Raw genomic sequence first — 16557 nt, forward strand, 5'->3', positions numbered from 1 at the left:
TCTAATTTCTACCTCCTCCAAATAATTTTTTTATTGCACCCATAAATCCTTTTTGACCGTATAATTCATTAAAATCTAGGAATGGTACTTCTTCTCCTAAAATTCTACTTCCAATATTCTTAAAGGCTTGACCAGCATAAGCAGAACTGTCTAACACTATAGGCTCACCTTTATTAGTAGATATGGTTACTTTTCTATCATCTGGAACTACCCCTATAACTTTAATAGCTAAACACTCCTTTATATCTTCTATAGTCAACATTTCCCCATTCTTAGCCATATCAAAGTTCATTCTGTTAACTATAAGTTCCTGTCTTTCTATCCCTTTCGCATCTAATTTTCCAATAACCCTATCTGCATCTCTGACAGATGTGATTTCTGGATTTACAACAACAATAGCCCAGTCTGCCCCTACAATGGCATTCTCAAAACCTTGTTCAATACCCGCAGGACAGTCTAAAATTACATAATCAAACTCTTGTTTTAACTGGGTTACTACTCTTAACATTTCATTTATATCTACATCATTTTTATCTCTTGTTTGTGCTGTTGGAAGAAGAAATAAATTGTTAAACCTCTTATCTTTTATAAGTGCTTGTTTCAATCTACACTTTTCTTCAATAACATCAACTAATGTAAATACCACTCTATTTTCAAGTCCCATGAGAACATCTAAGTTTCTTAATCCTGTATCTCCATCGATAACAACTACTTTTTTATCCATTGATGCTAAAGCTGTACCTATGTTTGCTGTAGTAGTAGTTTTTCCTACTCCACCTTTCCCAGATGTTATAACTATAGCCTCTCCCATTTACTAATACCTCCGATTAAATATATTTATTTATTGAATATGGTTCTAAAACAATATTTCCATTTTTAATTCTTGCCAATTCTGGATACCTAGGTTTGTCCATATCTTCTGGAGATCTAGTGATAAGATCAGCAATTTGCATTATTTGTGGTGTTAATGCAAAGGCTGCTATTATAGCACCATTATTACCATTAATCCCAGCATACACACTACCTTTAACAGAGCCTAATACCACTATATTTCCTGCGGCATATACCTCTGCTCCAGAATTAACATCTCCTACAATAACTATGTTTCCTGAATATTCAAATCTTTGACCACTTCTTATAGTTTTTCTGACAAATTTAGTTTTTCCTTCATGTATACCATTAAAAACCTTTTTATTACTATCTTCTAAATTTATAAAGGAGCAATCCTTTATCATAAATTCCGTTGATAAAAAGTCTCTTATTGCTCTTAAATCTCTAGATTCCAACTGCCTCATATCTACAGTTATTTTAATGGAGGCACCCTTATAGAACCTTCTACCCTTTCGAAGCTTTACTCTCAATGCTTCAATTAAGCTTTCTATAGAGCTAAAGAGTTTAATATTTACAACTAAATTAAGTCCATCTTTTTCGCCTTTAAATTTTATACCATCATCTTGCATATGCAACCTCCACATATCGAGATATTCTTACTATTTCAACGTATAGAGCCTAAATTCCTTCTTTATATTGAGAAAAAATAATTTTTTTGTTGAAATACTTATTATATAACAATATTCCTTTAAAAAAATAACAAATGGTAATCCATTTGTTATTTTCTTTATTTATATTTAAATTCATAATTAGGATTAGTTTTTAATATTTCTTCCTTAAAATAAGCTTCGAACATTGCCTTGGCAATAGTTCCATCACCATGGGCAGCATCAAATACTATAGAACATACTACAATCTCTGGATTATCAAAGGGTGCAAAGCCTACATATACAGAAGCTGCATCCCTTCCAGTAGCTTTTTGCATCTCTTCAGTTGATATTATATTAGATGTACCTGTTTTACCTCCAGTACGTATAGGAAACCCATTGAATACTGTAGATGATGTACCATCTTCTCCTTGAGTAACCTTTCCCATTCCCTCTTTAATAATATCGATATTTGCCTTATTGAAACTAGCTTTACTTATAAGTTTTGGTTCTATATCTTCTATTACTTCTTTAGTCTTACTATCAATGATTTTATCAACTAGCTTTACTTCATATCTTTCTCCACCATTTAAAAGGGTAGCAAGGTAACTAGCTAGTTGTAGTGGTGTAAATTGATTCATACCTTGACCTATGGATGCATCATAGGCATTAGCTGCGGATTTAATATATACATTAGTATCATTTATAGCATTATACATTGCACGAACAATATTATCTATATCTGCTTCAGAATATCCTAATGCCTTTATATCTTCGTTAGTGTTAATAATATCTTCAACTAAAGGCTTCAATATTTTCATAATACTATCATAGTCAGATCTTTCATCTTTTTTCATTTCACCCCTAATAGTATCCACTAAAGTCTTTTTCTTAGAGTTAGTAAGTTTTATTTGTTCTAATTCTTTTCTGCTACCACTCTCATCTTGTTGAGTAATATCAAAAGGCTTGTAGTGAGATGATGCATTCACTGAGCTAATTCCTTTTTGTAAGTCTTCAGCCATTCGATTTATAAATGTATTGGCTTGAACATTTTTACTTGATTCATAATTATATATTTGACCAAAATTTTCTTCAATTTCTATACCTGTAGAAGCTTTTAAATCGCTACCTTGCGGTAATCCTAGCCCTAGTTGCCAACCATATTTTGCTATTAAATCTAAAGCATTTTTAGGATTATTCTCTGCTCCGCCTTTCACAAAAAGACGATCAGCTACGTCATAGAAAAAATAGTTGCACGAAACTTCTAAAGCTTTTTTCACATTTGTACGTCCATGAGAGCCACCATGCATATTATATATCCAACATGCTCCTTTATAACTTGAATATCTCTTAGTATAATATCCATCATCTATAACTGTAGTGTCTTCAGTAATAACACCTTCCTCTAACCCCGCAAGCGCAGTAGCCGGTTTAAAGGTAGATCCTGGTGGAACTAACGATAAGGTTCCGTAATTATAAAAAGGTTTAGGGAATATATCATATCTATCTTCTCTTCTTGTAGTATTTCCTGGTATACTTTTATCTATTGGGAACATTCTATCAAGCAATAGTTGTTCTCTTTCTGCTAAACTTAAAGTTAATTCCTTATCTGTTAAAATGCCCTTTATATTTGCAAGACCTCTTTTTTTTATATACTCTTTTCCCATAGCTTCTAAATCTGGGTTAAAATATTGTTGTGACAATTCAGTAGTTAATTTTCCAGGGTCTGTGAATATATTAGGATCAAAGCCTGGTTTACTAACAAGGGCTAACACTTCCCCCTTAGTACTTATGGCTACAGCTGCTCCTCTAGTGGCGTTAGTACTATCTCCATAATAATTTTTTCCACTCTTTTGAAGATTAGTCATCACTTCATCTAGTGCCTTTTCTGCAGCTCTTTGTACATCCATATCAATATTTAATTGCACAGTTTTTCCTTGATAAGCTTCTACCTGTCCTAGAGTTCTAACTCTACGTCCCTGCTTATTAATTTCTATACTCTCTTGTCCCTTAGTTCCCTTTAAATAGGATTCATAAGCTGCTTCAATACCTGCTTTTCCTATGTCATCAGTACTTACATCATAACCCTTTTCTTCATATTTTTCTTGTTCCCAAGGGTTAATTTGAGACATGTATCCTAGAAATGCAGAACCCAACTCTCCATTAGGATAAGCTCTCATAGGCTGAGTATCAACTATTATACCTGGCATATCTGGTTGTAGTTGCTCAAATACAAAGGCTGTTTCTTGATCTAAAGTGTTTGCAATTACTACTGGGCTATACCCTGAAAAACTTTGCATCTTCATAGCATCTTTTAATAGTAAAAATCTTCTTCTTTCATGAAGGGTTAACTCATAGTATCTATCTACACCATAATCTTTCTCTAAAGTTTTATAGGCCTCTTCTGCAGTTATCTGTAATAACAAAGCATCCATATATTTTTTTTGTTCATCTGTAAGCTCTGAAACCTTCTTACCCTCACCATATTCTTTCTTTACTACCTGCTCTAAAAAACCTCTATCCTTTTTAAATCTAAGTTCTAGCCATTTTCTGCTTGATTCATCGGTAGCTTTAAAGTTATATTCTAGCTTTCCTTCATTATTTATAATTATAGGAAATTCATCTACAATTGGTATTTGCTTTTTATCTAATATTTCAAAAACTCTAGACATAGTTTTAAAGAAATGTTTTTTACTTTCTTCAGTTTCACTAAATTGTAATACATAATTTTGTACACTTTCGGCAAAAACTTTACCATTTCTATCTACTATATCTCCTCTAGCTGCTGCAACGGATACTGTTTTATATTTATTGCTATTTGCTCTTTCTCTATAATCCTCTACCATTACTATTTGTAAAAAAAGTAATCTTGAAGTAATTCCAATGAAGATAACTACCATAGCTATATAAAATAAATTATATCTTGAAAAACTTTTTTTATTTTTTTTATTTTTTTTATTTCTAATTATTTTTTTATTTTTTTTCATACTTTTTTTAGAATCTCCATTCCTTTTTTATAGTTTTGGTTTCACTAAACTTAAGTATAATCCTATATATCAGTAAAGCTATTATCATCTCATAAATAGCTTTATATATGATTAAGTGTAAAAAATTATTACTAGCTCCTATTAATATAAATATAGCAAAAATAGCAATACTCTTTAGTAAACTTAGTAGGAATGTTGAAAAAATAGGTATTATAACCTTATCCTTAAAAATTCCTTTTCCAATTTTAGCTGCCATTAAACAAATTAACATGTTTATTAACATGTTAATTCCCATGACTCCCGGAAAATAAATATCTTGAAGAATCCCTGTTATAACACCAATAATTGTTGCTTCATCATATCCATTTATCATGGAATAACAAACTATAAATACAAAAAGAACGCTTGGATATATATTTTTAATAGCAAAAAAAGTTATAATGGTATTATCAAAAATAAAAAGAATGGTGATTATTAAAAATAAATATAATATTTTTTTAAATTTATTATTAGTTTTTAACATCTCTTTTTTCCTTTGGCACTATAATTACAAGTTGCTCTACCTTATTAAAATCTACTGCAGGCTTCACAATTGCACTCTTTACAACCTTTGCTCTATCCTCATAAATTTCTAGAACTTCTCCTATTTTAATTCCTTTTGGATATATGCCACCTAGTCCAGAGGTTAGTATAGTGTCCCCTTCTTTAATTTTTGAATCTAAGGAAAGTCCTGTAATTTCCGTAAGAAATTTATCTTCATTTCCCTTATAACCCTTTACAATACCATTACTTTCTTCAGTGCTCAATACATATCCTGCTACAGCCATATTCTCATTACAAATAGATTGAACTATACTCCAATTACTACCAACGCTAGTAACTTGACCAACTAGTCCTTCTCCTTCCAATGCAATCATACCTTTTTCTATTCCATCTTTTTCGCCTTTATTGATTACATATCCATCCAAAAAATTATTTCCAACTAAACCCAAAATATCTACACCTATATAATTATACTGACCATTTGCATCAGCAAAGTTTAACATGCCTCTAAGTCTGTCATTTTCTTTTCTTAAAATATCATTTTGAATAGCATTAAATTTCAACTTCTCATTTTGTTTTTTTAACTCATCATTTTCACTTTTTATATTTCCTATATTAAGTACTAAACTAAAAGAACTTTTTATTTTACTACCTATTTTATAAACAACACCTTGAACAGAGTTTATAGCACTTCCTACACCATTTTCCACCATGGACATCTTGTCTTTTTGAACTGAATAACCAATTAACCCCAAAAAGGACACTGACAGTAGTATAACTATTACTGCCAGCTTATTCTTGAATATCTTCATTTTTTATCTTCTACTCATAATATCTACATTATCTAATGCTTTTCCAGTTCCTACAGCTACACAATCTAATGGTATTTCTGCTATATTTACTGGCATATGGGTTTCATGGGCTATTAGTGCATCTAATCCTTTTAATAAGGCTCCTCCACCTGTAAGCATTATACCTTTATCCATAATATCTGCTGCAAGTTCTGGTGGTGTTTTTTCTAGTGTTGTTTTTATAGCCTCTATAATAGAGTATACAGGTTCTCTTAAAGCTTCTCTTACTTCATCTTCACCTATTTCTACTACTTTAGGAAGACCACTTATTAAATCTCTTCCTCTAATTTGCATATTCTCTGCCTTTTCTTCTACCTCATAAGCTGAACCTAATTGTATTTTTATATTTTCTGAAGTTCTCTCACCAATCATTAAGTTATATTGTTTTTTTATGTATGCTATAATCGCTTGATCTAATTCATCACCTGCAACTCTTAATGACATACTTGTAACAACTCCACCTAAAGATATTATTGCTACTTCTGTAGTACCTCCACCGATATCTACAACCATGCTTCCTGTAGGTTCTCCAACTGGAAGTCCAGCACCTATAGCTGCTGCCATTGGTTCTTCTAATAATCCAACTTCTCTAGCTCCAGCACTCTTAGTTGCTTCTTCAATCGCTCTCTTCTCTACTTCAGTTACCCCAGATGGGAAACAAACTACGATTCTTGGACTTTTAAAGGAATTTTTACCTCCAACTTTTTCAATAAAATGTCTAAGCATTTTTTCAGTTACATCAAAATCTGCTATAACTCCATCTTTCATTGGTCTTATAGCTACAATATTTCCTGGTGTTCTACCTATCATATTTTTAGCTTCATTACCTACAGCTAAAACTTTTCCTGTATTTTTATTTATTGCTACAACGGAAGGTTCTCTAAGTACGATACCTTTTCCTTTAATATATACTAATGTGTTTGCAGTTCCTAAATCTATTCCAATGTCTCTAGTACTTCCAAAAAAACCCATAAAAACTCTCCTCTCAATCTATATAATACCTTTTTCTTTTAAGCTTATATAAGCTTCGTTACCAATAATAATATGATCTAAAACTTCTATTCCTAGTAATGTTCCACACTCCTTTAGTCTTTTAGTTATTAGTATATCCTCTTTGCTAGGTGTTGGATCACCTGATGGATGATTGTGACACAATATCACTGATGCACTACTAAGCTTTATAGCTTCTATAAAGACTTCTCTCGGATGAACAATGGAACTATTTAAATTTCCTATAGAAATATCTTTAACTGATATAATTATGTTTTTAGTATTTAACATAATTAGCTTAAAATATTCTTTTTTTAAACCTTTCATTTGTCTCATCATATAATTAGACACATCTTTAGGACTACTTACAATATGCTCTTCACCGGATTTAAAAGAATTAAATCTGGTAGCTAGCTCTGCAAGGGCTAAAACTTGAGTAGCTTTAACCTCCCCTATTCCTTTTACCTGCTTTAAATCATTAATACTGGGGCTGGAAATTCCATTTATGCCTCCACAATGAGATAATAACCTATCACATAGATTTAAAACACTATCTTCCTTTGTTCCAGTCCTCAATATAAGGGCTAAAAGTTCAGAATTAGACAGGTATTCTGCCCCATACCTTAACATTTTTTCTCTAGGTCTTTCATTTTTAGGTAAATCTTTAATCTTTAATTTATAGTTCATAAACTAACTCCTTTATTGATTTACCCCCATCTCCCTTAGTGATAAATATAAAGTATTTAAAGGCAATCCTACTACATTGTAATAACAGCCATTAATATTCTCCACAAAAATAGCAGCATTATCTTGTATCCCATAGGCACCAGCTTTACCATTACATTGACCTGATTCAATATACCTAAGTATCATATCCTCAGATAGGTTCATAAATTTAACTTCAGTACAAACGCTTTTTCTTATTAATTCCTTGGTTTTACTGTTTATTAAAACTAGCCCGGAATAAACTTTATGTACATTTCCACTGAGTGACCTTAGCATTTCAAATGCATCTTTATCATTTATTGGTTTCCCAAGAATTTTCCCATTTAAATATACTACAGTATCACAGCCTATGACAATACTATCTTTCTGCACTTTATTCAAAATATTTCTAGCTTTTCCTTCAGCTAAATCACACACATGTTTATCTATATCACCTTGAAATTCAACAGAATACTCATCAAAGTTACTAATCTCTATTTTAAAATTATCTACTAACCTTTTTAATAATTCCTGTCTTCTTGGTGATGCAGAAGCTAATACTATATCCATAACTTCCTCCTAGAATCTCTTAAATAATACTATTGCTGAAACCATACCTACTATAGCCATTAAATTCAAACCAAATCCTAGTCCAAAAGTTAATTCTAAGACCTTTAAATCAATGACTAAAGGATTTTTTAATCCTATAAAGTAGTTTTTTCCTAAAAAATCTAAGGCTTTAAAAGTATTTCCTAAAAATTCTCCAATAAAGCTTCCAGAAATAGCCCCCAGAAGAGTTATAAATACATACTCTTTAGCGGTTTTATATGATTTTCCCATAAAAAACATCCCCCAGTATATTTAAAATGTGCAATATACTATTTGTATTAACCAATATAACATTTTATATCTAATATAGTGTAACATTTAATATTTTTTTACACAAGACTATAACAAATTTTTTAAACTTTTTTTATAAATTAAGGCTATCTGTGAACTTTTGTTCACAGATAGCCTTATATCAACTTATTAAAAATAATATATACCTTATTTTTTAAACTTTATTAGCTGGTCATAAACATATTTTAATACTTCTCCATCCTTATTTTTATCTACTTCATCTGGAAGAGCCTTTATATATTCCTTCAAAGAATTAACTTCATTGTATTGTTTCATGTTCTCATCTATTTTCTCCAATCCATCTATCCACTTTTTAAGTTCACTGGTATTAATAGATTTTACACCACTTTCTGAAGTCTTATTTACAACTTGCAACAAACTATCTACAATTTCACAAAATTGTTTTGTAGAATTATCTTCCATAGGTATATTTATAGTTACTTTAGTATTATCTATTCCCTTTTCTTTTAATATTGAAGCTCCATTTTCTATGTTTTTATCAGAATACATTCCAAAATACACCTTAGATAGCTCTCCCTCTTGCCCTATAAAAGGATTACCAAAGGCTGATAATTTATTTAATGTTTCATTAGCGTTACTTTTAACTTTAAATACACCACACTGTAGTATATAAAAATTATATTCTGACACAGCTTTTTCTTCCTTTATTCCAGTTGAATTTCCTTCTTCCTTTACTTCACTTTTACCAGGTACTTTACCACTATTTTGTTGTTGTTCAGAATTATTTATATCTATACCCTTAATAAAGCCTATTTTACCTGAGTCTTTAAGTACAAATTTAAATATAAAAGTTCCTAATAGTAATGCCAAAAGTAAGGTTATAGCTAAATAAAATAAAAAACTGTTACTACTCTTTGGTTTAGATTTAATATTGTATCTTGTGTACTTCATTTTATACCCCCATTTCTAATTAATAAACATTAATTTATAATTTAAAATTTAAACCTTAAAATAATGTGTCCTATTAATTTATATATATAATTAAAGGTAAATATTACTATATAATTTATTATAAAAATTAAAAAAATCGACATAGTCGATTTTTTTATTCATGTTATTCATTATAACGAATTGATAGCCTTACTACTCTTCTAATAAATTTTTTTGCCTTGTCATAAGGCATTCCATTAACTTCTAAAAATTTGAATACTCCTAGATTATTTCTTTCTATGGATTTAATAACTTTTTCTATCCTCATAAGTTCATCATTATTATCTTCTTTTGATGAAACCGGTGTAGAATTAAAGTCTTTTTCATCATCAAAGTCTTTCAATAATCTATTTCCATTCTCCTCTACATATCTCTCTACATCATCTTCAAAGTCTTCATCTAAATAAGTCTCCGCAGGAATATCTATGTCCTCATTAGTTTCTTTTAAATCTATAACTTGAGCCAGCTCTTTTTGCATTGGATGTATAAAATTATTTCTTGGCATTATTCCCATCATACCACATACAGATATGAAATCTTTCATTTCATCGGGCAAAGAATTATGTGTCATAGGCGCCAAGGGTACAAATTCATATTCATTATCAAAAGCCATGAACATACCTCCATTTTTTATATTACATTAAAAATGTATGCCTTTAGCCTCTAATAAATTCCTATAACTTTATATTATATCCATATTATCTCCTGGATTATCTTTAAGCTTGTCTATAGAGTGAACATATCTATTGGTAGTAGCAATACTACTATGAGCTGCAAATTCTCTAACTTTTTCTATGGTAGCTCCTTGAGTAATGGCCATAGTTATAGCTGTATGTCTAGTGGAGTGAACTTTTAATTTTTTATTTATATTGCACTTACTACATATATTTTTAAGCATATAGTTTAAAGTACTAGGATTTAACTTCTCTCCATTTCTATTATTAGAGGAGTGTCCTATAAATAAATAACTATTGTTATACTCTTCTTTATCTCTTCCTGTAACTAAAATGTATTTTTCAATTAAACTTTTCACCTTAGGTTGAAGCTTTACTAAATCTTTTTTATTTCCTTTTCTAGTGACTTCTATAACATCATACTCTCCATACTTTTTTATATGACCTATTTTTATATTTATCATTTCTGATTTTCTTAGTGCAGTGGTGAGTGCTAATGCTAATATAGCTTTATTCCTAAGTCCTAGTACAGTTGTAGTATCAATACTTCCCAGTAAAATCTTACTTTCTTCCTCAGTCAAAAATTCTGTAACTTTATTAGTTACAATAGGTTTTTCTTCCTTCACATTAGCAAAAGGATTATACTTAATAATTCTTATATCACTGTAATTATCTTCATACTTCATAAGCCACTTATAAAGAGCAGAAAGCGATGATATCTTTCTATTAATAGTTGCAGAAGATAATCCTTGATTTTGCAAATCAAGGATAAATTTTTGAACATGAAATATATTTATTTCTCTTATATTTTCTATGGTTATTTCAGTTACATCAGACTTATTATAAAAATCCTTTATGTCTTTCTCATAGCTAATAGCTGTATATTTACTTCTTCCACCCTTAATATCTAGGAAGCATTGAATAAAATGTTTATTTTTTTCTAAATAAAGTTCCTTTTTACTATGTAATATTATTTCATTCATAAAATCCTCCTCCTTTACAAAGGCTACTATAGAACAAAAGAACTGCCTAAGCAGTTCTTTTATTTGAATTATAATCCTTCTACAGTAGAAATGATTTCTGTAAGTGCAAGTTCCTCATCAGTTCCGTTAGTTATAATTTTTACTGTATATCCCTTATTAACTCCTAAGGATAATACTCCAATGAGACTTTTTGCATTAGCTCCTTTACCATTACATTCTATAGTAACTTCACACTTAAAAGTAGTAGCCTTTTGAACTAATAAAGTTGCTGGTCTTGCATGCAATCCCTGTGGATTATTAATGATTATTTCCTTTGTTAGCATATTATCACCTCATTTACGAGAAATTATTTTATGCCATTAACAAAGTCTTCTATTCTATTCAATCCTTTTTCTATGTTTTCCATAGATGTAGCATAAGATAATCTTATAAAATCATCTACTCCAAAAGCAATACCAGGTATTACTGCAACCTTCTCCTTCTCAAGAAGTAAGTCACTGAATGTAAGAGAGTCTTTTATAATCTTTCCGTCCACTTCCTTATTTAACACCTTTGATATGTTTACCATAACGTAGAATGCACCTTCTGGTTTAACACAGGATAAGTTATTTATAGAATTAATTTTATCTACCATAAAATCTCTTCTCTTTTTAAATTCCTGTTTCATTTTTTCAACTTCGCTTTGATCTCCATTTAAAGCTTCTACAGATGCATATTGAGATATTGAACATGGATTTGAAGTAGTGTGACTTTGTATGTTTGACATTAATGAAGTTATCTTTTCACTAGCTGCTGCATAACCAATTCTCCATCCAGTCATAGCATAAGCTTTTGAAACCCCATTTATTACTATTGTTCTATTATAAGCATCTTCAGATAAACTTGCTATAGAAATATGACCACTTTCTCCATATAAAAGTTTTTCATATATTTCATCTGATATAATTATTATATCATGTTTTTGTGCAAAAGTTGCAATTTTCTCTAACTCTTCTTTCGTATAAGCTGTTCCTGTTGGATTATTAGGGCTATTTAGTATCATAGCTTTAGTTTTTTCAGTTACTGCTTTTTCTAAAGATTCAATTGTTAGTTTAAAAGAATTACTTTCTTCTGTGTCAACAAAAGTTGGAACTCCATCAGCCAATTGTACAAGTTCTGGATAACTAACCCAATATGGAGCACCTATTAAAACTTCATCTCCCGGATTTAATATAGCTTGAAAAATATTTGCTAAACATTGTTTAGCTCCTGTTGAAATAATAATTTGAGAAGTTTTATAAGTTAAGTTATTATCTTTTTTAAACTTATTTACAACTGCTTCCTTTAATTCAATTATACCTGAAGCCGCTGTATATCTTGTTTGACCTGCTTCAATTGCCTTTATAGCAGCTTGCTGTATATTTTTTGGAGTATTAAAATCTGGCTCTCCTGCACCGAAGCCTATAACGTCAATCCCCTCTGCTTTCATCTTTTTAGCCTTTGCTGTAATTGCTAATGTAAGTGATGGTGAAATTTCCATTGCTTTTTTTGATAGCATCATTATAACTACCCCCATTAATATTTATTCTTTACAATATAAAATAATTAAAACTATCCAAATAAAAGAAATATTATTTAAACCTTTTCATTCAATTATATTCTCAAAAATATAATAAACGAGTTGGATATTCTACATCTAATGAATTTTAAAATGCATTAGAACTTCATATGAAAGATATACTTCATATCTGTATAATAACACTTATTCTATATAGTGTAAAGATTATATGGTAATTTTAACTTACTATTATTATTCTCATTTTTTATATTTACATACTAACTTTTTATAACATTTGTCCAAAGTTCTGAAGCTTATTTACCTACATATAAAGACTAAAGACATGAAATTAAATTTTTAATTTCATGTCTTTATAACCTAAAAATTATTTTTAGATTGTACTATCAATTTAATTGCAGTTCTTTCTTCACCATCAATTTCTACATCTGTAAATGCTGGTACACACACCAGGTCCATTCCACTGGGCGCTACAAATCCTCTAGCTATAGCTACAGCCTTTACTGCTTGATTGATTGCGCCTGCTCCTATAGCTTGAATTTCTGCCCCACTACTTTGTCTTAGTACTCCTGCCAGAGCTCCTGCTACTGAATTAGGATTAGATCTTGCTGAAACTTTTAATACTTCCATATTAAACCTCCTACTACTATTACTACTTATTAAACTAATATTATTAGAATCCTATATATTATTTCTACATTTAATTGAAAATTCCTTTTATTGAAAATACAATTTTAGATTATTGCAAATTATAGTTTCACTTAATATAATAGACAAAAATAAAAGCCTCCTATTAAATAGGAGACTCACCTTTTTCATTACCTAATTTTACTTTGCATATTCTACTGCTCTTGTTTCTCTGATAACATTAACCTTTATTTGGCCTGGATATTCTAGTTCTGATTCTATTTTCTTCACAATATCTCTAGCCACTTCAATAGCACCTGCATCATCAACATCATCTGGTTTAATCATAATTCTGATTTCTCTTCCGGCTTGAATTGCATATGACTTTTCTACACATTCATATGAGTTTGCGATTTCTTCTAATTTTTCTAATCTTTTTATATAGGCTTCTAGAGTTTCTCTTCTAGCACCTGGTCTAGCTGCTGATATAGCATCTGCTGCTTGAACTAGTACTGCTTCTAGAGATTGATACTCTACATCTCCATGATGAGCTGCAATAGCGTTTACAACTATTGGAGATTCATGACATTTTTTAGCTAACTCAGCACCTATTAGTGCATGTGGTCCTTCTACTTCATGATCTACAGCTTTGCCGATATCGTGTAATAATCCACACCTTTTTGCCATGGTAGGATCCATTCCAAGCTCTGACGCCATAAGACCTGCTAAGTATGAAACTTCTATAGAATGTTTTAATACATTTTGACCATAACTAGTTCTATATTTCAATCTTCCTAAAAGTCTGATTATTTCCACATGTAATCCATGGATACCAGTTTCGAAGGTGGCTTGCTCGCCCTCTTCTCTTATGTCATTCTCAACATCTTTTTTCGCTTTTTCAACCATTTCCTCAATTCTTGCTGGGTGTATTCTTCCATCAACTATTAGTTTTTCTAAGGCAATTTTAGCTACCTCTCTTCTAATAGGATCAAAAGCTGAAAGAATAACAGCTTCCGGAGTATCATCTATTATTAAATCAACTCCAGTTAAAGTTTCAAGGGCTCTTATATTTCTACCTTCACGCCCAATAATCCTTCCCTTCATTTCATCGTTAGGAAGTGATACAACATGTACTGTAGATTCAGCTACATGGTCTGCTGCACATCTCTGTATAGCATATGTTATAACTTCTCTTGCCTTTTTATCGGCTTCTTCTTTAGCTTTAGCTTCAATTTCTTTAATCATTATTGCTGTTTCATGTTTAATTTCTTTTTTTACTTCGTCTAATAGTATTTGCTTTGCTTCTTCTGAGGTTAATCCTGCTACTCTTTGTAATTCTTCTCTTACACTATTATATAATTCTTGTATTCCTGATTCTAATGTCTCAACCTCTTGTTGTTTTTTAGATAATACTTCTTCTTTTCTTTCTATTGATAGGGTTTTCTTATCTAAAGTTTCCTCTTTTTGAAGAACCCTTCTTTCTAATCGCTGAATTTCATTTCTTCTTTCTCTGGACTCTTTATCAAAATCAGCTCTTAATCTATGAACTTCTTCTTTAGCTTCAAGGATTGCTTCTTTCTTTTTAGATTCTGCTTCTTTTTGTGCCTCACCTAAAATCTTTTTAGCATCTTCCTCTGATTTAGATACATTAGCTAAAGATATATTCTTTCTTGTATAAATAAAAACAAAAATAGCGACTAAACAAACAACTAGCGCAATAGCTATTATTAAAATAATTTGACTTGGTTCAGTCAATTTCCAACACCTCCTTTGCTTTTTTTATGACATATATTAGCAGTAAAATGAAAGCTCGAAAAGGTGCATATTCTATTCAATTCCTCTTATATTAAACCAGTATTTGTATTCATTTTATATTACTTTAACATCATTGTCAAGGTTATTACTAAATACTACAAATTCTCTCAACTTAGCTCTTAGGCTCGACTTGAACCTTTAAAAAAAATTTTTTAATTAGAATATCACCTTTAATTTTTACATTAAAATATCACATACTTTAATTATACATTTATTTGTATATTTCATACACAATATTTAAAATTTTAATTAAAAAAGATATGTAAAGCTTAAGTTATATATTTTTACTTAAAGCTTCACATATCTTTTATCTGATTTAATAAAGTAATTTACTTTTCTTCTACTTTATTCTCAACTTTTACTGGATTGTTATTTAATGGCAAAGAGTATTTTTCCCTTATTTTATTTTCTATTTCATTGGCAATTTCTGGGTTTTCCTTAAAAAAGTTTTTAGCATTTTCTCTTCCTTGGCCTAGTCTTACGTCTCCGTAGGCAAACCAAGCGCCACTTTTTTGGACAATTTCTTCTTTAACACCAATGTCTAATATATCTCCAACCCTAGATATTCCTTCACCATACATAATATCAAATTCTGATTGTTTAAATGGTGGTGCAACTTTATTCTTAGTTATCTTAGCTCTAGTTCTATTTCCTAAGAAGGTTTCTCCTTGTTTAATAGTATCTATCTTTCTTACATCAATTCTTACAGAGGCATAGAATTTAAGAGCTCTTCCTCCTGGAGTTGTTTCTGGATTTCCAAACATAACTCCAACTTTTTCTCTCAATTGGTTTATAAATATAGTAGAGCATTTTGATTTGTTTATAGAACCTGTAAGTTTTCTTAAAGCTTGAGACATAAGTCTAGCTTGAAGACCTACATGGGCATCTCCCATTTCACCTTCAATTTCAGCCTTTGGAACTAAGGCTGCAACAGAGTCTATAACTACTATATCTATTGCACCAGATCTAACTAAGGCTTCTGTAATTTCAAGAGCCTGCTCACCTGTATCTGGTTGAGATACTATTAAGTTATCTATGTCTACGCCTAATGCCTTTGCATAAACCGGATCAAGGGCATGTTCTGCATCTATATATGCTGCACAACCACCGTTCTTTTGAGCTTCTGCAACTACATGTAAAGCTACAGTAGTTTTACCAGAGGATTCTGGCCCAAAAATCTCAATTATTCTTCCTCTTGGAACTCCGCCAATTCCCAGTGCAATATCTAGCCCTAAACATCCTGTAGATATGCAGTCTATATTTAAAGTGCTCTCTTCCCCTAATTTCATTATTGAGCCTTTACCAAATTGCTTTTCTATCTGTCCCATAGCTGCTTCTAATGCTTTTAATTTATCGTTATTCATAAATTCCCCTTTAGGGTTCACATCCTTCCATCACGAACAATAGTTCTTATATGTTTATTATATAGTATTTAATTTATCAGGTCAAGTGTTATAGTAAAGAGTTCCTTTAAATTTCTTTCAAGGAACTCTTTACC

17 protein-coding genes are annotated in these 16557 nt (G+C 30.6%); all 17 read right to left on the minus strand.

From position 1 onward, the window contains the following. Nucleotide 1: 1 nt before the first annotated feature. The 17 genes from minD to recA all read right to left on the minus strand — a co-directional run bounded on the left by minD (nucleotide 2) and on the right by recA (nucleotide 16423). Nucleotides 2-811: a septum site-determining protein MinD gene (minD, locus tag B2S02_RS04780; RefSeq protein ID WP_346848388.1), complete on the minus strand. Its 810-nt coding sequence runs from the start codon at nucleotides 809-811 to the stop codon at nucleotides 2-4. Between the two features lie 16 nt (nucleotides 812-827). Then, nucleotides 828-1460 carry a septum site-determining protein MinC gene (minC, locus tag B2S02_RS04785; protein WP_346848387.1) on the minus strand — a complete coding sequence of 211 codons (633 nt, stop codon included), beginning with the start codon at nucleotides 1458-1460 and terminating at the stop codon, nucleotides 828-830. Nucleotides 1461-1618: 158 nt separating this feature from the next. Then, the gene (locus B2S02_RS04790; protein ID WP_346920376.1) at nucleotides 1619-4465 is read right to left on the minus strand and encodes a penicillin-binding transpeptidase domain-containing protein; all 2847 of its coding nucleotides are present in this window, start codon (nucleotides 4463-4465) and stop codon (nucleotides 1619-1621) included. Nucleotides 4466-4472: 7 nt separating this feature from the next. Further along, the gene (gene mreD, locus B2S02_RS04795; protein ID WP_346878632.1) at nucleotides 4473-4988 is read right to left on the minus strand and encodes a rod shape-determining protein MreD; all 516 of its coding nucleotides are present in this window, start codon (nucleotides 4986-4988) and stop codon (nucleotides 4473-4475) included. Further along, nucleotides 4975-5820: a rod shape-determining protein MreC gene (mreC, locus tag B2S02_RS04800; protein WP_346848384.1), complete on the minus strand. Its 846-nt coding sequence runs from the start codon at nucleotides 5818-5820 to the stop codon at nucleotides 4975-4977. Before mreC ends, mreD begins: the two co-directional genes overlap by 14 nt. Before the next feature lie 3 nt (nucleotides 5821-5823). Beyond that, a complete protein-coding gene (locus tag B2S02_RS04805; protein ID WP_346848383.1) occupies nucleotides 5824-6831 on the minus strand; it encodes a rod shape-determining protein in 1008 nt (335 codons plus the stop codon). Nucleotides 6832-6849: 18 nt separating this feature from the next. Next, the gene (gene radC, locus B2S02_RS04810) at nucleotides 6850-7536 is read right to left on the minus strand and encodes a RadC family protein (protein ID WP_035128763.1); all 687 of its coding nucleotides are present in this window, start codon (nucleotides 7534-7536) and stop codon (nucleotides 6850-6852) included. Nucleotides 7537-7548: 12 nt separating this feature from the next. Beyond that, entirely contained in the window at nucleotides 7549-8124 is a 576-nt protein-coding gene (locus B2S02_RS04815) for a Maf-like protein (protein WP_346878631.1), read from the minus strand. 9 nt (nucleotides 8125-8133) lie between these two features. After that, nucleotides 8134-8394 carry a DUF4321 domain-containing protein gene (locus tag B2S02_RS04820; RefSeq protein WP_346920377.1) on the minus strand — a complete coding sequence of 87 codons (261 nt, stop codon included), beginning with the start codon at nucleotides 8392-8394 and terminating at the stop codon, nucleotides 8134-8136. A gap of 207 nt (nucleotides 8395-8601) precedes the next feature. Further along, nucleotides 8602-9366 (minus strand): SPOR domain-containing protein, encoded by a 765-nt coding sequence (locus B2S02_RS04825; RefSeq protein ID WP_346848381.1) that lies wholly within the window; start codon nucleotides 9364-9366, stop codon nucleotides 8602-8604. A gap of 163 nt (nucleotides 9367-9529) precedes the next feature. After that, nucleotides 9530-10018 carry a hypothetical protein gene (locus tag B2S02_RS04830; protein WP_346848380.1) on the minus strand — a complete coding sequence of 163 codons (489 nt, stop codon included), beginning with the start codon at nucleotides 10016-10018 and terminating at the stop codon, nucleotides 9530-9532. 69 nt (nucleotides 10019-10087) lie between these two features. After that, nucleotides 10088-11062 carry a tyrosine-type recombinase/integrase gene (locus B2S02_RS04835; protein ID WP_346920378.1) on the minus strand — a complete coding sequence of 325 codons (975 nt, stop codon included), beginning with the start codon at nucleotides 11060-11062 and terminating at the stop codon, nucleotides 10088-10090. 68 nt (nucleotides 11063-11130) lie between these two features. Next, nucleotides 11131-11385: an HPr family phosphocarrier protein gene (locus B2S02_RS04840; protein WP_035128745.1), complete on the minus strand. Its 255-nt coding sequence runs from the start codon at nucleotides 11383-11385 to the stop codon at nucleotides 11131-11133. A 23-nt stretch (nucleotides 11386-11408) separates the two neighbouring features. Then, the gene (locus tag B2S02_RS04845; RefSeq protein ID WP_346868576.1) at nucleotides 11409-12602 is read right to left on the minus strand and encodes a pyridoxal phosphate-dependent aminotransferase; all 1194 of its coding nucleotides are present in this window, start codon (nucleotides 12600-12602) and stop codon (nucleotides 11409-11411) included. Nucleotides 12603-12977: 375 nt separating this feature from the next. Next, nucleotides 12978-13247 carry a stage V sporulation protein S gene (locus tag B2S02_RS04850; RefSeq protein WP_035128739.1) on the minus strand — a complete coding sequence of 90 codons (270 nt, stop codon included), beginning with the start codon at nucleotides 13245-13247 and terminating at the stop codon, nucleotides 12978-12980. Between the two features lie 198 nt (nucleotides 13248-13445). After that, complete coding sequence (gene rny, locus B2S02_RS04855) at nucleotides 13446-14999, minus strand: ribonuclease Y (RefSeq protein WP_051823775.1); 1554 nt, start codon at nucleotides 14997-14999, stop codon at nucleotides 13446-13448. A 389-nt stretch (nucleotides 15000-15388) separates the two neighbouring features. Continuing rightward, nucleotides 15389-16423: a recombinase RecA gene (recA, locus tag B2S02_RS04860; RefSeq protein WP_035128736.1), complete on the minus strand. Its 1035-nt coding sequence runs from the start codon at nucleotides 16421-16423 to the stop codon at nucleotides 15389-15391. Between the last annotated feature and the right edge of the window lie 134 nt (nucleotides 16424-16557).

Source organism: Clostridium sp. UBA7339, from assembly GCF_002470865.1.
GTDB classification, from domain to species: domain Bacteria; phylum Bacillota; class Clostridia; order Clostridiales; family Clostridiaceae; genus Clostridium_J; species Clostridium_J sulfidigenes.

Excerpts from the sequence above, each read along its gene's own strand:
- B2S02_RS04820 (WP_346920377.1), bottom strand. The coding sequence starts at position 8,394 with ATGGGAAAATCATATAAAACCGCTAAAGAGTATGTATTTATAACTCTT.
- B2S02_RS04850 (WP_035128739.1), bottom strand. The coding sequence starts at position 13,247 with ATGGAAGTATTAAAAGTTTCAGCAAGATCTAATCCTAATTCAGTAGCA.
- B2S02_RS04805 (WP_346848383.1), bottom strand. The coding sequence starts at position 6,831 with ATGGGTTTTTTTGGAAGTACTAGAGACATTGGAATAGATTTAGGAACT.
- B2S02_RS04845 (WP_346868576.1), bottom strand. The coding sequence starts at position 12,602 with ATGATGCTATCAAAAAAAGCAATGGAAATTTCACCATCACTTACATTA.
- B2S02_RS04830 (WP_346848380.1), bottom strand. The coding sequence starts at position 10,018 with ATGGCTTTTGATAATGAATATGAATTTGTACCCTTGGCGCCTATGACA.
- B2S02_RS04815 (WP_346878631.1), bottom strand. The coding sequence starts at position 8,124 with ATGGATATAGTATTAGCTTCTGCATCACCAAGAAGACAGGAATTATTA.
- mreD (WP_346878632.1), bottom strand. The coding sequence starts at position 4,988 with ATGTTAAAAACTAATAATAAATTTAAAAAAATATTATATTTATTTTTA.
- minC (WP_346848387.1), bottom strand. The coding sequence starts at position 1,460 with ATGCAAGATGATGGTATAAAATTTAAAGGCGAAAAAGATGGACTTAAT.
- B2S02_RS04840 (WP_035128745.1), bottom strand. The coding sequence starts at position 11,385 with ATGCTAACAAAGGAAATAATCATTAATAATCCACAGGGATTGCATGCA.
- B2S02_RS04835 (WP_346920378.1), bottom strand. The coding sequence starts at position 11,062 with ATGAATGAAATAATATTACATAGTAAAAAGGAACTTTATTTAGAAAAA.
- recA (WP_035128736.1), bottom strand. The coding sequence starts at position 16,423 with ATGAATAACGATAAATTAAAAGCATTAGAAGCAGCTATGGGACAGATA.
- radC (WP_035128763.1), bottom strand. The coding sequence starts at position 7,536 with ATGAACTATAAATTAAAGATTAAAGATTTACCTAAAAATGAAAGACCT.
- minD (WP_346848388.1), bottom strand. The coding sequence starts at position 811 with ATGGGAGAGGCTATAGTTATAACATCTGGGAAAGGTGGAGTAGGAAAA.
- B2S02_RS04825 (WP_346848381.1), bottom strand. The coding sequence starts at position 9,366 with ATGAAGTACACAAGATACAATATTAAATCTAAACCAAAGAGTAGTAAC.
- mreC (WP_346848384.1), bottom strand. The coding sequence starts at position 5,820 with ATGAAGATATTCAAGAATAAGCTGGCAGTAATAGTTATACTACTGTCA.
- B2S02_RS04790 (WP_346920376.1), bottom strand. The coding sequence starts at position 4,465 with ATGAAAAAAAATAAAAAAATAATTAGAAATAAAAAAAATAAAAAAAAT.